A 16900-nucleotide genomic window follows, 5' to 3' on the forward strand; every position below is an offset into this window, starting at 1 on the left:
GATCGGGCGCCCGCACTCCCCCGATCAGGAGCCCCATGGACCAGCCGTCCCCCTCGCCGCACGCGCTCGCTCCGTGGGAGCCGTTCACGCTCACCGTCCGCCGCGAGGACGCCCCGACCCGCGAGTCCGACGTCGCCGCCGTGCTGCACGCCCGGGGCGTGCTCGGTGCCGTCGTCGACGGTGACGTCGCGGCCCTGCCGGGCCGGGTTCTCGTGCGTGTCGCGGTCGACGACGACGCCCGGGTCGCGACCGCCGGGGCCGACGGCGTGCCCCGGCCGGGCACCGACGTCGACGCGCTGGTGGTGGCGCTGGCGCGGCACCTCCGCGCGACGGTCCTGGTGGACGCCCCGACCACCGTGGGTCCGGGCGGCGGGCCCGTGCTCGCCGTCGGGCCGGACGGCACCCCGGCGGAGCCGGTCGAGCCGGAGCTCGACGAAGCCCCCGGACGGGTGCGGTCGGTGCACGCCTGGCGCGGTGAGGGCCTCGTGGGTGCCCGCGCGCTGGTCGCCGGCGCCCGGCTGCCCCTCACCGCGCACCGGCTCGGCCCCTGGATGCTGGCGGTCGCCGACGACGGCACCTACCTCGAGCCGGAGCCGCCGGGGAGGTGGTCCTTCGGGTTCCCGTACGTGGCCATGAGCCGCAGCGGGGAGCTTCGGGCCGTCACGTACGTGGCCGGGAAGGGCCGCAGGGCGCTGTACCTCGAGCTCTCCTGGGCGCCCCCGATGGCCGCCGTCGTCCCCGCGTCGGTGCCGGAGGGGTCCGCCGCCGAGCGGCTCGCGCAGCGGCTGCGGACCGCCCGGCTCGGCGAGGGCGACCTCCCCGAGCACCCCGACCTCGACCCCGGCGTCGGGAGGGCGCTGGTCGCCGCCGCGCAGGCGCCCGACGGCGACCACTTCCTGGCCGCCGTGGCGGCCGCCCTGGGGCTCCCCGCCGAGATCGCACGGGTGGTTGAGGCTCCCGGGCGGACGGCCGAGGCTCCCGGTGCAACGGCCGAGGTTGCCGGAGCGACGGCCGAGGTTGCCGGTCCGACGACGCGCGGACCGGGTCCCGACGCGGTGTCCCTGCTCGGGCCGGGCGAGCGGATCGAGGCCACCGGCACCGCCCGGCTGATGGGAGCCGCGCTGCGGGACGACCTGGTCCGGGCGCCGTCGGGAAACGACCCGTTCAGCCGGCTGCGCCGGTACCTGCACCGCCGGCCGCGTCTGCACCTGACGGTCGGCCTGTTCGAGCTGTTCGCGGCGGTGATGGTCGGCGCGAGCCTGCTCGGGTTCTGGAGCGACCAGCCGTCGTGGCTGCGGATCCTGTCCTGCGTGCTCCTGGCGGTCGACGGGCTGGGAAACACCGCGATGGCCTGGTGGCGCCTGCGCCGGGACGCCGCCCGGGTGTAGCGCGCCGTTCCTCAGGCGTCCCGACGACGCAGGCTGACCGCCCCCGCCACGAGGGCCGCGACCGCCCATGCACTGACGACCGCCACGCCCTGCCACGGGCTGAGGAGCTCGTTGGTGCCGAGCAGCGCGCCGAGGCTGAGGAAGGACACGGCGGCCGGCAGCGGCAGGACGGCGACCAGGTCCTGCACCCAGTCGATCTGGACGAACTGCAGCACGCCGGGCAGCAGGAGCAGGAGGCCGAGGACGGCGGTGATCGTGCCGGCGGTGTGCCGCACGACCGCGCCCAGGCCGAGCGCCATGAAGGCGGCCGCGACGAAGAAGAACGTCATGCCGCCGAACGCCTGCCAGGTGGTCGCGTCGCTCAGGGACGGCACGAGGTCGTAGTTCCCGAGGGCGGGACGGGCGACCAGGTACGCCCCGACGATGCTCGCCGCGCTGACGACGACGGTCACGACCACCAGCGCGAGCCCCTTGGCCGCGAGGACCGGCAGCCGGGACGGGACGGCCGCGAACGTGGAGCGGATCATGCCCGTGGAGTACTCACCGGTCATGAGGAGAGCGCCGAGCACCGCGATCGTGACCGTGGCGAACTGGTAGCCGCCGATGACGACCTCGGCGCCGTACAGGGTGGCACCCGCCGCGGCCGCGTCCTCGGCGAAGTACTGAAGCGAGGAGGCCTGCGCGAGGCCGAGCAGCGTCATGACCGCGACCGTGATGCCCATGGTCCACCACGTCGATCGCAGCGAGAGCAGCTTGATCCACTCTCCCTTCATCACGCCGAGGAAGGTGAGGCGCGCCGAGCCGTCGAGAGGGACGACGGCGCGGCCTGGACCGGTCGCCCGGGCGCCGGGGCCGGCTGCCGGCGACTCGGCGGTGGGCGACCCCGCGGTGGTCGATCCGGCGGTGCCGGGGCTGCCAGGGCTGGCGGGAGTGGTGGCGGTGGTGCTCATCGGGCGGCCTCCATGGCCTCGTGGGTGGTCTCGGAGCGGTACTCGACGGCGTTCTGGGTGAGGGTCATGTAGGCCTCCTCCAGGCTCGCGCGCTGGAGGGAAAGCTCGTGCAGGACGATGCGGTGCCGGGCGGCGGTCTCGCCGACCAGCTCGGGGGTGACGCCGCGGACCGCGAGCCCGCCGTCGTCCGTGGGATCGACGACGGCGCCCGCCGCGCGGACCAGACCGGCGAACTCCGCGGCCTGCGGGGTGCGGACCCTGACGACGGCTCCGGTGGCGGAGTCGATGACGTCCTGGACGGCGCCGGTGGCGATGATCTCGCCGCGGCCGATGACCACGAGCTGGTCGGCGGTCTGCGCCATCTCGCTCATGAGGTGCGAGGAGAGGAACACGGTGCGGCCTTCCGCCGCGAGCTGCCGGACCAGGGTGCGGACCCACTTCACGCCTTCGGGGTCCAGGCCGTTGACGGGCTCGTCCAGGATCAGGGTGCGGGGGTCGCCGAGCAGGGCCGACGCGATGCCGAGGCGCTGCCCCATGCCGAGGGAGAACCCGCCGACGCGCTTGCCGGCGACGGCGGAGAGGCCGGTCATCTCGATGACCTCGTCCACGCGCCGGACGGGGATCCCGTGGGTGGCGGCCATGGTGCGCAGGTGGGAGCGGGCGCTGCGGCCGCTGTGCACGGCCTTGGCGTCCAGAAGCGCACCCACCTCCTTCAGCGGGGAGCGGTGCTGGGCGTACGGCCTGCCGTTGACGGTCACGGTGCCGGAGGTCGGCCGGTCGAGGCCGACGATCATCCGCATGGTCGTGGACTTGCCCGCGCCGTTGGGTCCGAGGAACCCGGTGACGGTGCCGGGCGGGATGGTGAAGCTGATGCCGTTGACGGCGGTCTTGGAGCCGTAGCGCTTGGTGAGGTTGCGTGCCTCGATCATGGTGAGCCCTCTAGTCGTGGTCGACCGGTCCGCGGCGGCGTCGTGCCCGCTGCACCCGCACCGGTGATGTCGGGACCCAGTCAATTCGGACCGCGCAGTCTGCGGATCGGGGAAGGGCCTGATTTCGCCCCTGAGGGTCGGCGTGCGGGTGTCAGGGTTTCTGCCCGCCGCGTGCAGCGACGACTCCTGGACGGTTCGTGCGGCTCCGCGATGACTCCTGGACGGTTTGCACGTCTTCTGGCCGGTTTGCGGAGGCTCGAAGTGCCACAGACCGTCCAGTAGTGGCGGCCGGCGCTTCGCTCGACCGGGGCCGAAGGCCGCAGATGTCGGGACCGCTCGGGCTACCGTGAGGAGGTGGCAACCGCCATGACGGGTCTCGCGCGGCCACGACGGCGGCTGGCAGCGGCCGATGTGGTCGACGTCTTCGTGTACGTCGTGGTGCTGAATCTCGCGATCGAGTACGTGCCCTCGGTGATCTCGGAGACCTTCACGGTCTCGCTGCTCACCGCGGTGCTCCTCAAGGTCGTCCTCGAGGTGGTCGTCGGGATCAAGAGCCGGCTGAGGGGACGGCTCCGCGCGGCGTCGACCGTCGGGGGCAAGGCGATCGCCGTCGCGATGCTCTGGGTCCTGCTTGTCGGCAGCAAGTTCGTCGTCCTCGAGGTCGTCGACCTCGTGTTCGGCGACCGGGTCAGCCTCGGCGGGTTCGTCCCCGTCACCCTCCTGATCCTTGCGCTGCTGCTGGCACGCGCCGGGGTGCGTCGCCTGGTCGACGCCCCGAGCGTAGGCAGCTCCACCACTCGCGAATGAACGACTGGCCGCTACAGCGCGTCGATGACACCCAGCAGCCGGACGACCTCGTCCTCCACCGCGCGCCGGCCGGCGCCGAGGTACTTGCGGGGGTCCACGACCGACGGGTTCTCCGCGAGGAACCGGCGCACCTCGTCGGTGAGGGCGTGGTTGAGGTGGGTCGCGATGTTGATCTTCGTCATCCCGGCCGCGACGGCGGCGCCCAGCGTCTCGTCCGGCACGCCCGACGAGCCGTGCAGCACCAGCGGCACGTCGAGCGCCGCCCGCAGCTCCGCGATCCGTTCGAGGTCGAGCGCCGCGGTGCGTTCCGTCATCGCGTGCGAGGAGCCGACGGCGACGGCCAGAGCATCCACCCCGGTGGCCTGCACGAACGCCACCGCCTCGTCCGGGTCGGTGCGCACCCCGGGCGCGTGCACGCCGTCCTTGCCGCCGACCTTCCCGAGCTCCGCCTCGACGAGCACGCCCGCGGCGTGGGCCTCGGCGACCACGTCGGCGGTCTGGGCGACGTTCTCCTCGTACGGCAGCGCAGAACCGTCGAACATCACGGAGGTGAAGCCCAGGGCGATCGCCTCGCTGACCAGCTCGCGGTCCTCGGCGTGGTCCAGGTGGACGACGAGGCTTCCCGCCGACTCCTCGGCGACGGCGAGGGTCGCCCGCGCGATCGGGGCGAGCCCCCCGTGGTACTTCACGGCGTTCTGGCTGATCTGCATGATCACCGCGCACCCGGTGCGTTCGGCGGCCGCGGCGTACGCCTCGGCGTGCTCCAGCTGGATGACGTTGAACGCCCCCACGCCACGGCGGTCGGTTCGCGCCCGCCGCAGCAGGTCCACGGGCTCGGTCACGATGGTCATGCGAGGGTCTCTTCCTTCAGGTCGGTGCGTGCGAGGAGGGACGCGGCGAGGTCCGCGTCCACGCGGCCCGCGACGGGCTCGGTGACAGAGGCGGCGGAGGTGGCTACGGCGCGGCGCAGCCGCTCCGGCCACGGCAGCGTCCAGCCCAGGGCCAGCGCCGCCAGCGCCGCGTCCCCCGCCCCGGTGGGGTTCCCTGCGAGCTCGGTGTCCAGGCGGGCGGTCAGCCGGGTAGCGCCGTCGTCGTAGCGCATGCCGTCCCCGCCGTCCGTGATGACGACGGCGCCCGCGCCGAGCTCACGCAGGGCCGCCGCGGCGTCGTGCACGTTGCCGGTGCCGGTGGCTCCGAGCGCCTCGGTCCGGTTGGGCTTGACGAGATCCGCGCGAGCGCGTGCGGCCCACACCAGCGCGTCCCCGGACGTGTCCACCAGCACGGCGGCGCCACCGCGGCGACCTGCGCCGATCAGCTCCGCGAGCTGGTTCTCGGTCGTCCCCGGCGGCAGGGACCCGGAGATCGTCACGACCTCCGGGCCCAGCTCACCGACTGCCTCGGCCACGGTGGCGACCAGGCCGTCCCACACGCCGTCCGGCAGCGGCTCGCCGCTCTCGTTGAAGAGGGTGGGATGGCCCCCGTCCCACCCGGACGCTTGTTCCGGGACCACGGCGACGGACTGGCGGAGCTCGACCCCCGTCGCCACGAGACGCGCCGCCACGCCGTCGTCCGCCAGCGAGGCGGTGAACGCCTGACCGTGCAGCCCGCCGACCGGGGCCACCACCAGGGCGTCGCCGCCGAGGTCCCGGACGACGCGGGCCACGTTGACGCCCTTGCCGCCGGCACGCCCGGTCACGTCCGGGACGCGGTGCGAGGTACCGGGCACGAGCTCGGCCACCCGGTACGTGACGTCCCAGGCCGGGTTGGGCGTGACGGCGACGATCACGGTCAGCCCTGGCTCAGGATGATCGAGCGGGTCAGGTTGCGCGGTGTGTCCGGGTTCATGCCCTTGTGGAGGGCGTTCGCCACCGCGAGGAGCTGGCAGCGCACCACGGTGAGCTGCGGGTCCTCGTCGAACGCCAGCGCGAGGGCGCCGAGCGCCTCGACCTCCTCGACGAGCCCCTCGGGCCGGTCGCCGAGGAAGACGACGGCGGACGTGTCGTCCGTGATCGCCTTCGGACCGTGGCGGTAGTCCATCGCGGGGTAGGCCTCGGCCCAGGCGATCGACGCCTCCCGCATCTTCAGCGCCGCCTCGTGGGCCAGCCCGACGCCGAGACCCCGGCCCAGGAAGGTGAACTGGGTGCGCCCGAGGACCTCGGCCGGCACCTGCCAGTTGACGATCTCCTCGGCCGCCGCGGCCAGCGGCTCGATGTCCTCGCCGAGGCCCGCGCGCAGCAGCGTGAGCGCCGCCGTCGCGAACCGGGTCTGGACCACGGACCGCTCGTCGGCGAAGGGCATGGTGATCACGTCGTCGGCCGCGCTCACGCCCGGGGAGTCGGCGTCGCCGATGATCGCGAGCGTGCGCTGGCGACCGCGCACCTGCCGGAGCAGGTCGAGCACCTCGGTGGTGGTGCCCGAGCGCGAGATGGCGATGAGCAGGTCGTACCGGCGCCCGCTCGGGTACTCGCTCGCCACGAAGGCGTCGGTCTCGCCCTGACCGAGCTCCTCGCGGCGGGCCGCGTACGCCTCGGCGACGAACCAGCTGGTGCCGCAGCCGACGACGGCGACACGCTGCCCCGGCCGGGGCAGGCTCTCCGCGGTGGCGAGGCCGGCGGCCTGCCGCCACACCTCGGGCTGGCTGGCGATCTCGGCGGAGACGAACGGTGTGTTCACGGGTCCTGCTTTCTTTGTGGTGAGGTGCCCCGGGGGCACCAGGTCTGGCAGTGGCTAGACGACGGCGACGTCGATGCCGGCGTCGCGGAACGTGTCGACGGCGGCCGGGTCGGCCTCGGTGGTCGTGATGAGGAGGTCGACGCGCCGGGGCTCGACGAAGGGCGCGAGGGCCGTGCGGCCGAGCTTGGATGAGTCGGCGACGACGACGACGCGGCGGGCGGCCTCGGCCATGAGCCGGCTGATGGCCGCCTCACCCTCGTGGTGCCCCATGGCGCCGTGCTCGACGTCGACGGCGTTGACGCCGAGGAAGGCGATGTCGAGGGTGACCTGGGTCAGCGTGTGGACGGCGAGCGGGCCGACGAGCTCGTACGAGCGTGTCCTCGCCGTGCCGCCGGTGAGGATGATGCGGACGTGCTGGCGGACGGTGAGGTCGTGGGCGATGTTCAGCGCGTTCGTGACCACGGTCAGCCGTTCGCCGTGCCGCAGGTCCTGCAGGTGGGGTTCGGTGGCGATGCTCTCGGCGACGAGGGTGGTGGTGGTCCCGCCGTTGAGGCCGATCACCTGGCCGGGCCCGACGAGCGAGACGGCGTGCGCGGCGATCCGCTGCTTCTCGTCGGCCTGGCGGGCGGTCTTGTACTTGAGCGGCAGGTCGTAGGCGATCGCGGAGGCACGTGCGCCGCCGCGGGTACGGGTGATCAGCTGCTGGGTCGCGAGCTCGTCGAGGTCGCGCCGGACGGTCGCCGGCGAGGCGTCGAGCTCCTCGACCAGCGCGTGCACGGAGATCTCCCCCCGCTCGGAGGCGAGCTCGAGGATGCGGGTGAGCCGGTCGTGGCGGGTCATGACGTCACCCTGGCACGGTGCAGCTCGGCGTAACGCTCCACGGTGGCGGCGTCACCGCGGCCCGCGGCGCGCCACCCGAGAAGCACCGAGCCCCAGGCCCCGGCGGTGCCCCCGAGGACCGCCGGGACGATCTCGGGCAGGCGGTGGACCGTGAGCCGGCGGCGGACGTGCTCGCGGAGCGGGTCGAGCAGGGCGTCCCCGGCGTGGACCAGGCCGCCACCTACGACGACCCGGGAAGCGCCGGTCACGCGGACGATGTCCGAGACGAGCACCCCCAGGCCGTCGACCGCCTCCGCCCACACCAGCTCCGCCGTCCGGTCGCCCTGCAGGGTCCGGTCGAGGACCCCGCGCGCGCCGTCGACCGGCGTGCCGGTCAGCCGGGTGTAGCGCCGGCCGATCGCCGCCGCCGAGGCGAACGTCTCCGGGCACCCGCGCCCGCCGCACGCGCACGGGTCGCCGTCCGTGGTCCCTCCGTGCCCGACCTCGCCGACGTAGCCGCCGGCGACGACGGGCCGACCGCCGAGCACCAGCGCGGCGGCGATGCCCGTGCCGACCGACAGGTACGCGAGGTCCTCGGCGCCCCGGCCCGCACCGAGACGCCACTCCGCCAGGCCGCCGGCACGCACGTCGTGACCGAAACCGACCGGCAGGCCGGTGCGCGCCGCGACGAGGTCGCGCACGGGCAGGTCGGTCCACCCGAGGTTCTCCGAGTGGACGCACACCCCGCGGTTCTCGTCCACCGTCCCCGGGACGGCGAGGCCGACGCCGACGGCGGTGTGGGTGGGCGGGACCGCGGCGAGCGCCGCCTCCACCGCCTGCAGCACGACGGCGAACGACTGCTCGGGGCCGTCCGACGCGCGCGTGGGCGTGCTGGCGCGGTGCAGGACGCCGTCGCGGTCGACGACGAGGGACTTCACCGCGGTGCCGCCGACGTCGAGGGCGACGACCGCCTGGGGCAGGTGCTCGGACATCGCGCGCCCTACTTGATGCTTCCGGCGGTCAGGCCCGCCACCAGGCGCTTCTCGATGAACGCGAACAGGATGACGACCGGGAGGATCGCCACGATCGAGACACCGAAGACGTACTGCCACGCCGAGTCGTACTGACCGACGAACTTGGTCAGCGCGACGGACAGCGGCTGGAGCTCTGCCGAGGTGAGGATGACCAGGGAGGCGGCGAACTCGTTCCAGGCGGCCACGAAGGTGAAGATCACCGCGGTCACGATGCCGGGCCACACCAGCGGCAGGTTGATCCGGAACAGCACCGCGAGCCGGCCGGCGCCGTCCAGCTGGGCGGCCTCGTCGACCTCCTTCGGCACGGACGCGAAGAACGAGTGCATGATCCACGTGCCGAAGGACATGTTGAACGCCGCGTTGATGAGGATCATCGCGAGCCAGGTGTCCTGGATGCCCCAGTCGAGGAACTGCCGGAACAGCCCGGCCACGAGCACGGCCGGCTGCAGCATCTGCGTGATCAGCACGAGGAACATGAAGGTCAGCCGGCCGGGGAACCGGAACCGGGCCGTGTAGTAGGCCGCCGGCATGGCCACGAGCAGCGTCAGCAACGTGGCGCACACCGCGATGACGACCGTGGAGGTCAGGTTCATCGGCAGCGGGGTCTCCGGCGTGGACCACATGGTCACGAAGTTCTCCGGGTGCCACTCCTCGGGCAGGTAGGTGGGCGGCACCCGCAGGATCTCCGGCCGGGACTTGAACGACCCGACGAGCATCACGAGGTAGGGCACGAGGAACAGCAGCGCGACGACCACGCCCGCGACCACGCGCAGCGGGATCGAGGCTCGGGCGCCGGGGCCGCCGTCGTCGTACCGGGAGCGGCGGCGCGTACGCGTGGTGACGCGCGGCACCGTGCCGCTCGGCGCGGTGGTCGGGGAGGTTCCCGGGGCGGTGGTGCTGGGGGCCGGCGTGCCGGCGGGCAGGGCGCTCACTCGTCGATCCCCTTCATCGGCTTGACGATCTTGACGTAGACGGCGATGACCACGATGACGATGACGAGGTTGACCACCGACAGGGCGGAGGCGACGCCCGAGTCGCGCATCTCCTGGAGGATCTTGAACATCAGCGTGGTGGTGGTGTCCGACCCGTACCCGGGCAGCGCGCCCGTGACGATCTTGAGGATCGGGAAGTTGTTGAAGACGTTGATGATGTTGATGATCGTGGCCACCGCCAGCGCCGGCCTGAGCTGGGGCAGGACGATCCGGAAGTAGGTCGCGCGGCGCGAGGCGCCGTCGATGCGGGCGGCCTCGAGCACGTCCTTGCTCACCGACTGCATCCCGGCGAGCAGGGTGTAGGTGGTGAAGGGCAGGGAGACGAAGATGGCGATGGCGATCGCCACGATGAAGGCGGAGGGCATCGACTTGGTGAACCCGAAGTCGGGCGAGTCGATGAGGCCGAGGTCCACGAGGACCCGCTGGAACACCCCGTAGTTCGGCTCGAACCCGTAGTAGACGACCGTGGTGGTCATGACCACCGAGGCCGCCCACGGGACGACGATGGCGAGCCGGACGAGCTGGCGGCCGGGGAACGCCTTGTTGAGAAAGTTGGCGAGCACCAGCGAGATCAGCACCGTGCCGGCGACCACGACGACGACCCACAGCACGGTGCGCAGCAGGACCCCGGGAAGGGCCGGCATCGCGAAGAGCTCCTGGAAGTTCGCGAGCCCGACGCTGCCGCGGTCGACACCCACCTGCGAGATCTCGCGGGTGGCGTTGTACATCATGAGCCCTGCCGGGTAGAGCACGATCGCGGCGATCAGCAGGACGCCGGGACCGATCCACGGCAGGGCGCGCAACAGGTCGCGGAGGCCGGTACCGGTCTCACGCCGACGCTGCGGGGGCGTGACGGCCGGCGGTGCCTCGGCGGCGGCGCGGCTTCGCCCCGGGAGGGTGAGGGTGCGGGCCATGCGCATTCCTTCTCAGAGTCTGGGGCCTTGCGGCCGGGTGGGACGGGGCGCGGCTGCGACCCTTTCGGGTCGCAGCCGCTGGGTGGCTCCGGTCAGGCGTTGTCGGCCTCGGCCTGGATCCCGGCGAGAACCTCGGCCGGGTCGCTGCCGGTGGCGAGCAGACCGATCTGTCCCTGCATCGCCGCCTGGGTGGCGGCCCACGCCGGGTTGGTCGACGGGTAGAACTGGGCGTGCGGCAGGAGCTCGTTGAACGCCGCCATGTCCTCGTTGGTCGTCTGCTCCGCGCCGGACTTGGTGACGGGCAGGAAGCCCTCCGTGTCCACGAACTTGACGTAGTTCTCGGCGTCGTAGAAGAAGTCGAGGAACGCGCCGACCTGCTCGGCCTTGTCGCCCTCGTTCTTGAACGCCATCAGGTGGTCGGCCACGCCGAGGGTGACCTGCTCGCCGTCCTTGGTCGGGATCGGGTGGATCGAGTAGTTCAGCTCGGGGTTCTTCTCCTCGATCATGCCGACGATCGGCGGCAGGCCCATGGCCATGCCGAACTTGCCCTGGATGAACTGGTCGAGCATCGGCGTGCGCTGGGTGGCGCCGGCGTCCGGCTGGGTGAGGCCGTCGTCGTAGAGCTTCTTCATGAACTCGGCGGCCTCGAGGTTCTCGGGCGTGTCGACGGTGATCGTCTCGGCGTCGCCGTAGCCGCCCCCGGCGCCGAAGAAGAAGATGCCGGCCTCGGCCTGGGCCTCCTCGGACCCGAGCGGCAGGCCGTAGCCGTACGCGTCGGTGCTGTCCGTGATCTTCTTGGCCGCGTCGTAGAGCTCGTCCCAGGTGGTCGGGGGCGCGTCGACGCCCGCCTCGGCGAGGACGTCGTCGTTGACGAAGAGCGCGCGGGCCGAGGCGATCAGCGGGAAGCCGTACTGCTTGCCGTTCATGGAGGCGTTCTCCACGAAGGACTCCTGGAAGTCCGCGATCGTCTCCTCGGAGAGCACCTCGTCGGCCGAGTAGAGCAGCTCGTCCTCCACGTAGCCGGCGAAGGCGTCGATGCTGAGGATGTCCGGTGCCTGGTTGGACTGCACCCGGGTGCGGATGACGTCGTTGATGTTCTCCCAGGACTGCATCTCGAGCTCGACCGTGACGCCGGGGTTCTCGGCCTCGAAGTCGGCGATGACCTCGTCCCACAGCACCTTGGTGTTGTCCGAGTACGTGGCGGCCAGCATGGTCAGCTCGACGTCGCCGCCCTCGCCGGAGTCGCCGCCGGCAGAACCGGACGAGCACGCGGCCAGCGTCAGCGCTGCCGCCACGGCGATCGCCGCAGCCCCTGTCTTTCGTGTCACGAGAGGGTTCTCCTTGTCTGCACCCGGCGGGAGAGGGTGGCCTCGACCCGCGCGCCGGTGTGATTGTTCGTGAGTGGTCAATGCGCCTATGCATCATGTCTGCTCAGCACGCCCAGTTTCGTGCGTGCGCCAGATCACGTCAAGCGAATGGACTTGCTTGGCGGTCACGGTTCCGTAACGGACCCGACACGACCCGGAGCGACGACGCCGGGCAGGACCTTGGTCCGCCCCCGGCCGCGGCGGGGGCTGCCCAGCACGACGCCCGGAGCGCAGGGCTCCGGGCGTCGTGCGGTCAGACGGCGGGCGGGACGCCGCTCAGGAGCACTGCGCCCAGATGTTCGCCCAGTCGCCGTGGTCCTGGCCGTTGTGCCCCAGCGGGTCGAGCACAAGCTCCAGGGTCTCGACGCCGGTGACGTCCACGGCCGCACGGCCGGTCTCCGAGGTCGCCGTCATCGTCGGTGACCGCCAGAGCTCTGCACCGTCGCCTCGCACGATGAAGGCGATCGAGCCGCCCTGCGCGATCTCGTCGTCGACTCCGTAGTCGAACGCGAGCGAGGTGCAGGTCCCGCCGAGGTCGACGGTGACGGTGGATGGGGCGTGCGCCCCGATCCCCTTGGCATAGGTACGCCCGCCCAGCGAGAGGACGTTCCCGTCGTCGGCGCCCTGCTCGCCGTTCGACCGGTCACGTTCGACCGGTCCCCAGCCGTTCGTCGACGAGACCCACTCCACGTCGGAGAGGAAGTAACCCCCGGCGACGAGGTCCACCTGCACGGACTGCACCACGCCGTCGCCGGCCGTGAGCTCGAGCCGGACCGCGTCCAGCCCGCTGCGCCCCTCGGGATCGAGCACGAGCGCGACCGTCCGGGTCTCCCCGGGAGCGACCTCGACGGTGACCGGCTCGGCGGCGAAGGTCTCGAGACCGGTCGCCGAGAGCGTCACCGATCCCGCGGCGTCGCCCACGTTCCGCACCGGCACCGACGCGGTGATCACCTGGTTCGGGTCGGCGACGCTGAGCCGGTCGACCTCGATGCGCGCGAGGGGCGCGACCGCCTCCACGATCTCTGCCCGCGCCGTGAAGGCCTGGACCAGCCGCCCGTCGCGCGAGGTGACGACACCGTCGACGGCGAGCAGCGAGCCGTCCTGCGGCACCGGGACGGTGGCGACCCAGGTGCGGCTCGTGCCCGCCTTGACCGGCGAGTTGCCGCGCGTGCCCTCGACCTTCGTCGCGCCGGGCACGTCGACACGCACGTCACGCAGCCGCTCCTCGCCCGCCGTGACGGTCACCTCGACGGTGGCCACCCCGCCGGCGGCCACCAGACCACCCTCGATCACGGCCTCCACGCGCGCACCGTCCGGGTTCGCCAGCGCGGCGATGACCGCGGCACGGTGGTCGAGCATGACCGCCCAGGCGGCCGGGCTCGAGTCACCGTCGGGCACGACGCCCGAGAGGGCGGCGGCGACGACGGGATGATCGGCCCCGAGCTTCTCCTTCGCGATGTCCAGCAGCTCGGCGTCGTCCTGCCCGTCCTGGAAGAGCTCCCACCGCGTCGACGACACGGGGCCCTGCGCGCCGGGGTACACGATGTACTCGTCACCCTGCCCGTACCGGAACGAGGGGTCGCTCCAGACGTCCTGCGGCCACGAGTTGTACGTCCACCGCAGGAAACCGTCCAGGTCGCGCTGCTCGACGACCCAGCCGAGGGTGCGGGTGTTGTACGGCGGCGTGGGGACGACCGTGTTCGGCACGGTGGGTTCGTTCCACGTGTAGAACAGCGTCGGCCTGCCCTCGGCCCGGCGCTGGTCGATGAGGTCCTGCGGGACGTCGTCGAGGAAGGACACGTTGAACGAGATGGCCTCGGCGATGTCCGCCTCGGCGAGCGAGTTCGCGGCGAGCGCGATCTTGTCGAGCCACTCCGGGCTGACGGCCTCCAGCACCTCGAAGGCCGCGTTCATCCGGTTGAGCGGCTGCTCGTCGAACGCGAGCCTGGTGTCCTCGAACCAGCCCCGCTCGCGCAGGTGGTCCGTGAACTCGGTGAGGAACGCGGTCCACGCCTCGCGGTAGCGCTCGTCGCCGACGGTGACCGACTCGGAGACGAGCTCGCCGGTGCGCGAGTCGACGTAGGCCAGACGGTCACGCCCCTGGAACTGCAGCATCGCGAAGGCGTGGATGTCCGTGCCGATGCCCGCCGCGCGCGAGTCGGTGACGATCCGGTCGAACACGCTGAAGTCGAAGCTCCACTCGCTGCCGTCCCACCGCCACTCGACGGTCGAGCGGTACGGGCTCCACGTCTGCGGACGGATCTTCCCCTCGTGGGAGACGAGCCACGGGTCCTCGGTGATGGCGACGTTGACGACGTCCTGACCTGCCGCGGCGAGGTCGGCCCAGTACGGCTCGAGCGCCTCGAAGTGCTCCTCGCTCCACGGCTCGAGCCCCAGCTGGTCAGCGACGGCGTCGGGGTGGGACCAGAGGTCGAGCACGAAGGGCCGCTCGGCGACGGGACGCAGCTGGACGTCCGGGACGACGATCTCCAGCGGCCAGCTTCCGACCGCGCCGGCCGCGCTCGCGAGGTCGACCGTGGCCGTGTAGACGCCGGGGGCGGCGTCCGCCGGGACCTGGACGGTGAACCAGAGCGGCTGGTTGCGCCCGGCGGGCACGTCGACGCTCTCCACCTCGCGCAGCGGGTCCGCAACGAGACCGCCCTGCACCTCGTTCTGGATGTACTCGGGGTAGCGCACCCGTACCGCCTCGCCCAGCGTCGCCCCGCTTCCCGAGGTGGGCTCGGACACCGTCGCGGTGAGGCCCTTGATCGCGTCGCCGGCGGTGACCGCGAGCTGGGCGCTCGCGCGCCCGGCGGCCGGCACCTGCAGGGTCAGCGGTGCGGTACCGATCGGGTCACCCGGGTCGCCCACCCGCGGCACCCGCGCGAACGACGAGGCGGCGAACTCGCCGGCCGGCGTGCTCACGGTCGGCTCGCCCTGCTCGACGACGCCCTCGGCGAGGTCGACGGGGAAGAGCTGTGCCCGCGCCTCGACGGTGCGGTCACCGGCCTGGGCGGTCGCCCGGTAGCGCGTCGTCCACATGCCGGCCGCGAGGTCCGCCGCAGTGACCGTGTGGCTCGGGCTGTTGTTCCGGCACACGTACGACTTGCCCGGTGCGAGCGAGGAGTAGTTGCAGGCGCTCGCGCCGCCGGGCTCGACCACCTTGATGCCGGTGAGCGTGGTGTTCCCGGTGTTGACCACCTCGAGCCACGGCTGGATACGGTCACCGATGAGCCCGTCGTCCCCGCCGGTGTAGATCGCGTCGAGCACCGGACGGAGCTCGAACGCCGGGGCCGGGATCGGGGTGCCCTCGACGGGAATCTGCGCGTGGACACCGGCCGTGCCGCCGTCCGTGCGGTACTCGACACGCACGGTGTGCGTACGCTGGTCGGCGGTCGCGGGAGGGGTGAGCGGCAGCTCGATCGTGGCCGTCTCGCCCGGTGCCAGCGCGGGCACGTCGGCGCCCTCGCTCGTCCAGGACGAGTCCTCGGGCAGGCCGAGGCGCCCGGCGGGCAGGTCCCCGCCGCTCTGGTTCTCGACCGTCACCGTGACCGCACCGGGAACCGCCGGCGCCTGCACGGCCGGCTCGTCGACGCTCAGCGAGGCGCAGACGCCCCCGAGCCACCCGAGGTCGAAGCTGGTGTAGGAGATGTGGCGGTACCCCTCGCGCTCATAGAGCAGGCCGTAGCGGCCGCCAAGCTCGCCGTCCTCGCCTGCGGGCAGGGGCGTGAGCGTGGAGTAGGCGCTGGCGCCGGACTGCACGACCCGCTCGACCGGCCAGGTGTCGCCGCTGTCGCAGCTCATCCGGACCGTGAGGTTGCGGCGGACGTTCTAGTTCGCCGTGTTGGAGTGGAGCAGGATCTGCGAGCGCGGGTCGTCGGCGGGCGCGTCGGGGAAGGCCCGGATGACGCTGCCGTTGTTGGCCGGGTCCGGCAGCTCGTGGTCCGGCTCGAAGGGCGAGTAGGTCACTCCGCCGTCGTCGGAGCGGGCGACGAGCCGGTACGGCGCCGCCCGCGAGACGAGCAGCACGGTGCCGTCGGCGAGCTCGACCACCTTGTTCTCGTCGGCCCGCGGCCCGACCGGCTTCCCGGCCTGCCAGGTGGCCCCGTGGTCGTCCGAGTAGGCCGACACGGCGTAGTTCCCGCCGTCGATGCGCACCGTGTACTGCTGGATCAGCCGACCCGCGTGCTCGCCCGTCCGCAGCTGGATGCCCTCGCCGCTCGCCGCGAACATGCCGGCCCAGTTGGCGTGCCCGGCCTTCAGGTCGGCGGTGATGCGGTGGTGCTCCCACGTCTGCCCGTGGTCGCGCGAGACGGAGTAGTCGGCGTGCAGCACGTTCGGGTCTGCCGGGTCGCTGCCCGTGGTGGAGGAGGCGAAGCCGGCGTTGATCGAGGCCGCGTAGAAGACGAAGACGTCCCCGGTCTCGCGGTCGACGACGACGGACGGGTCACCGAAGCCGTTGGGCGCCGGCTCGCTGCGGATGACCTGCTGCGGCCCCCACGTGTCACCCCCGTCCGTCGAACGGCGCATGAGGAGGGCGATGTTCGACGGGAGGTCGTTCATCGTCGGCCGCCCGTCGAACACGGCGAGCAGGTCACCGTTCGCGGCGGTGGTGAGGGCGGGGATGCGGTAGCGCAGCCAGTCCCCCTCACCCCTGCTCGCGATGTCGAACAGCTCGAGCTCGGGGTCGAGACCGTCCGCCGGCGCGGCAGCGACGGCACCGCCCGTGTCGGTGACGGTCGGGAGGGGCGTGGCGTGCGCGGCGTCGTGCTCGACGGCGGCCGGTGCGCCCCAGGCGAGGGCGAGGCTGAGCACTGCCGCGAAGAGGACGCGAGGGGTCCTTCTCATGTGATCTCCATTGGTCGGCGCATTCTCGTCGGACCTGGGACCGCCGCCGGGCGGCGCGTCTCGACCGGGGCGGCGTTCCGCCTTCCCGCGTCACAGGGCCCCGTCGTCCGACGTCTGATCTTTCCGACTACCGCAGTAGGAGTCAATAGTGATCCGACAGGCGGACTTTCGATCGTCAT

General features: G+C 72.5%; 14 protein-coding genes. 2 read left to right on the top strand and 12 right to left on the bottom strand.

The window, feature by feature from the left end:
- Positions 1 to 35 precede the first annotated feature (35 nt).
- On the top strand, positions 36 to 1388 hold the full coding sequence (locus ATJ97_RS09680) for a hypothetical protein (protein ID WP_098483578.1): 1353 nt from the start codon (positions 36 to 38) through the stop codon (positions 1386 to 1388).
- Positions 1389 to 1399: 11 nt separating this feature from the next.
- Here the strand turns inward: ATJ97_RS09680 and ATJ97_RS09685 are convergent, their stop codons facing one another.
- Both ATJ97_RS09685 and ATJ97_RS09690 read right to left on the bottom strand, forming a co-directional pair.
- A complete protein-coding gene (locus tag ATJ97_RS09685) occupies positions 1400 to 2338 on the bottom strand; it encodes an ABC transporter permease subunit (RefSeq protein WP_098483579.1) in 939 nt (312 codons plus the stop codon).
- A complete protein-coding gene (locus ATJ97_RS09690) occupies positions 2335 to 3267 on the bottom strand; it encodes an ABC transporter ATP-binding protein (protein ID WP_098483580.1) in 933 nt (310 codons plus the stop codon). Before ATJ97_RS09690 ends, ATJ97_RS09685 begins: the two co-directional genes overlap by 4 nt.
- Positions 3268 to 3621: 354 nt before the next feature.
- Here ATJ97_RS09690 and ATJ97_RS09695 point away from each other — a divergent pair, with 354 nt between their 5' ends.
- Positions 3622 to 4074, top strand: coding sequence for a hypothetical protein (locus ATJ97_RS09695; RefSeq protein WP_245862328.1), 453 nt, complete (start codon positions 3622 to 3624; stop codon positions 4072 to 4074).
- A gap of 11 nt (positions 4075 to 4085) precedes the next feature.
- Here the strand turns inward: ATJ97_RS09695 and ATJ97_RS09700 are convergent, their stop codons facing one another.
- The 10 genes from ATJ97_RS09700 to ATJ97_RS20035 all read right to left on the bottom strand — a co-directional run bounded on the left by ATJ97_RS09700 (position 4086) and on the right by ATJ97_RS20035 (position 16721).
- Positions 4086 to 4925 carry a class II fructose-bisphosphate aldolase gene (locus ATJ97_RS09700; RefSeq protein WP_098483582.1) on the bottom strand — a complete coding sequence of 280 codons (840 nt, stop codon included), beginning with the start codon at positions 4923 to 4925 and terminating at the stop codon, positions 4086 to 4088.
- Positions 4922 to 5860 carry a 1-phosphofructokinase family hexose kinase gene (locus tag ATJ97_RS09705; RefSeq protein WP_170037342.1) on the bottom strand — a complete coding sequence of 313 codons (939 nt, stop codon included), beginning with the start codon at positions 5858 to 5860 and terminating at the stop codon, positions 4922 to 4924. The genes ATJ97_RS09700 and ATJ97_RS09705 overlap by 4 nt, the downstream gene beginning before the upstream one ends.
- Before the next feature lie 2 nt (positions 5861 to 5862).
- Positions 5863 to 6747 carry an SIS domain-containing protein gene (locus tag ATJ97_RS09710; protein WP_098483583.1) on the bottom strand — a complete coding sequence of 295 codons (885 nt, stop codon included), beginning with the start codon at positions 6745 to 6747 and terminating at the stop codon, positions 5863 to 5865.
- A 54-nt stretch (positions 6748 to 6801) separates the two neighbouring features.
- A complete protein-coding gene (locus ATJ97_RS09715) occupies positions 6802 to 7587 on the bottom strand; it encodes a DeoR/GlpR family DNA-binding transcription regulator (protein ID WP_098483584.1) in 786 nt (261 codons plus the stop codon).
- The gene (locus tag ATJ97_RS09720; RefSeq protein ID WP_098483585.1) at positions 7584 to 8558 is read right to left on the bottom strand and encodes an ROK family protein; all 975 of its coding nucleotides are present in this window, start codon (positions 8556 to 8558) and stop codon (positions 7584 to 7586) included. The genes ATJ97_RS09715 and ATJ97_RS09720 overlap by 4 nt, the downstream gene beginning before the upstream one ends.
- 8 nt (positions 8559 to 8566) lie before the next feature.
- Positions 8567 to 9532 (bottom strand): carbohydrate ABC transporter permease, encoded by a 966-nt coding sequence (locus tag ATJ97_RS09725; protein WP_245862331.1) that lies wholly within the window; start codon positions 9530 to 9532, stop codon positions 8567 to 8569.
- Positions 9529 to 10506, bottom strand: a complete 978-nt coding sequence (locus tag ATJ97_RS09730; RefSeq protein WP_098483586.1) for a carbohydrate ABC transporter permease — start codon at positions 10504 to 10506, stop codon at positions 9529 to 9531. The genes ATJ97_RS09725 and ATJ97_RS09730 overlap by 4 nt, the downstream gene beginning before the upstream one ends.
- A 92-nt stretch (positions 10507 to 10598) precedes the next feature.
- Positions 10599 to 11834, bottom strand: coding sequence for an extracellular solute-binding protein (locus ATJ97_RS09735; protein WP_098483587.1), 1236 nt, complete (start codon positions 11832 to 11834; stop codon positions 10599 to 10601).
- A gap of 315 nt (positions 11835 to 12149) precedes the next feature.
- On the bottom strand, positions 12150 to 15677 hold the full coding sequence (locus ATJ97_RS09740) for a glycoside hydrolase domain-containing protein (protein ID WP_211287145.1): 3528 nt from the start codon (positions 15675 to 15677) through the stop codon (positions 12150 to 12152).
- A gap of 27 nt (positions 15678 to 15704) precedes the next feature.
- Positions 15705 to 16721 (bottom strand): sialidase family protein, encoded by a 1017-nt coding sequence (locus ATJ97_RS20035; protein WP_211287147.1) that lies wholly within the window; start codon positions 16719 to 16721, stop codon positions 15705 to 15707.
- Positions 16722 to 16900: the final 179 nt, after the last annotated feature.

The sequence above is a fragment of the Georgenia soli genome (assembly GCF_002563695.1).
Classification (GTDB): domain Bacteria; phylum Actinomycetota; class Actinomycetes; order Actinomycetales; family Actinomycetaceae; genus Georgenia; species Georgenia soli.